3 protein-coding genes are annotated in these 2,156 nt (G+C 68.6%); all 3 read right to left on the reverse strand.

Annotated features, from left to right (window positions below):
* On the reverse strand, positions 1 to 620 hold a 620-nt coding region (locus tag G7A99_RS18515; protein ID WP_163142958.1), incomplete at its 3' end, for a VOC family protein.
* A 35-nt stretch (positions 621 to 655) separates the two neighbouring features.
* A complete protein-coding gene (locus G7A99_RS18520) occupies positions 656 to 991 on the reverse strand; it encodes a 2Fe-2S iron-sulfur cluster binding domain-containing protein (protein WP_163142960.1) in 336 nt (111 codons plus the stop codon).
* 46 nt (positions 992 to 1,037) lie between these two features.
* The gene (locus G7A99_RS18525; protein ID WP_163142963.1) at positions 1,038 to 2,129 is read right to left on the reverse strand and encodes an aromatic ring-hydroxylating dioxygenase subunit alpha; all 1,092 of its coding nucleotides are present in this window, start codon (positions 2,127 to 2,129) and stop codon (positions 1,038 to 1,040) included.
* Positions 2,130 to 2,156 lie beyond the last annotated feature (27 nt).

Below are 2,156 nucleotides of genomic sequence, written 5' to 3' on the forward strand. Positions count from 1 at the left end.
TCGTCGTGGCGGATGAAGGCGATGTCGTGGGCCTTGTTGGAGCACGACAGGAACGCGCCGACCAGGGTCTCGCCGTCCAGGACCTGCTCGGCCAGGTCGAAGCCCAGGACCTCGCGGAACAGACGCAGGCTGCCGTCGAGGTCCGTGCCGTAAAGCAGACAGTGGTCGAAGCGGTTGGCCGCCATGCCGCCCACCGTGTCCACGAAGGCCTCCGGGTTGGTGGTCCCCACCTCGTTGCCGTAGAAGTCCTTCTCGGCATAGAGCTCGAAGTGATGGCCGGTGGGCGAATCGAAGCGCACGCGCTCGCCGCAGTGCGCGAGCTCGCCGGCAGGGATGCGCTCGACGCGGCAGCCGAACTCAGCCAGGGCCTGTTCCAGGCGGGCCAGGGCCTCGGCGTCGCGGACCTTGAAGGCCATGAAATCCATGCCCGACTCGTCCGCCTCGCGCAGCACCAGCGAGAACCAGTCGTACTCGTCCCATGCCTTGAGATAGACCCGTCCCTCGCGGTCGCGGGCGGTCTCGATGAGGCCCACGTGATCGGTGTAGTGGCGGACGGCCTCGTCCAGGTCCATGACCCGGATGCCGACGTGTCCGGGCCGCAGTACGTCCTTCTGGGACATGATGTTCTCCTCCTCGATGGAATGGTCGATCGGCCTCAGCCCGGCGCGTTGCGGGTGAAGCCCTTGCGCATCGCGCCGACGACGCGCAGCAAGACGTCGCTGCGCGGGTGGCTCCGGCAGGCCAGGACACGCCCGGCGGCACGCTCCGCGTCGTCCACATGGGCGCGGCTCATGCGGGCCGAGACCACCTCGCCGGCAAGGATCTCGACCTTGCACACCCCGCAGCCGCCGCCGCGGCAGCCCACGGGGATGCCGCGGCGGCCCAGCCGCTCCATGGCGCGGAGCAGGCTCTCCTCCGCCGGGCAGCGGTAGCGCTCCCCGGTGTCGGCGATCTCGATATCGAATGCCGGAATCCGGTCGTGCCGGGACATGCCCTCTCCTCCCTGCCGCCGCCCCGCACGGGGCGGCGGACCGTGCTCACGCCACGCGGCCGGCCTGGCCGCCGCCTTCGTCCTTGCGGTCGCGCTCGCGGCGGATGAGGGACTCCAGGCGCTTGCGCACCTTCACCGGGGCGACGTCGTTGCTCATGAGCACCGGGTTGAGTTCGAAGAAATCCGCGGTGCCCATGCGCTGGTGAACGGCCTCGATGATCGGCACGTCCTCGTCCTCGAAGGCGCCGTGCATCGCCCGGATCTTCTGGGCGTTGTACTCGCCGTCCTCTTCCCGGTGATTGCGCCGGGTGGCGAAGAAGTAGTGGGTGCTGTCCACGGTCTCCGGCGTGGTGGTGTGGAGGTCGTACTGCCCGGTACAGCCGTCGAGGTCGAGCGCGGCATTCTCGTCCTGGGTCGCCCCGAGGGAGAGCTGGATGTTCGCCGGCGGCGTCCAGGTGATGTGGAAGAAGTGCCGCGCCTCGCCGTCGGGCTCGGGCAGGAACTGGTTGAAGATCAGCATCGCCGGCGTCTGGCGCCACTCCCAGCGCGCGGAGACGTACGCGTCCGTGTCCTCGACCTTCGGGATCAGCGGGGTAAGCTGGCCCCGCGTCGTGATGATCTCGCCGTGGACGTGATCGATGTGGCTGAGGTCCATCACGTTGTCCATGATGAGCTCGTAATTCCCCTGCACCGGCATGTAGGTGTAGCCGACGCTGTTGGGATGGCCGCTGACCAGCTCGCCGTGATCGGGCACGGCGTCGTAGTCGGCGGGCTCGTCGCCCATCCAGATCCACAGGAAGCCGTCGCGCTCGACCAGCGGATAGCTCGCCACCTGCGCCGCCTTCGGGATGTGCTGGTTGCCGTGGGGGTTGTGGGTGCACTGTCCGGCGCAGTCGAAGCGCAGGGCGTGGTAGAGGCAGACCACCTCGTCACCCTCCCGCCAGCCCATGTGCAGCGGCGCGAACCGGTGCGGACAGCGGTCGTGCAGGGCCACGGGGGTACCGTCCTGGCGCCGGTAGATGAGCACCGGGGTATCGAGCAGGGTGCGGTGGAAGAACGCCTCCTCCCCCACCTCCGTGGCCAGGGCGGCGACGTACCAGGTGTTCATCAGATACGGACGCTCGGTGTGTGCGTGCATCGCTCTCTCTCCTCTCTTCTCGGCTTT

This window comes from Arhodomonas sp. KWT (assembly GCF_010993615.1).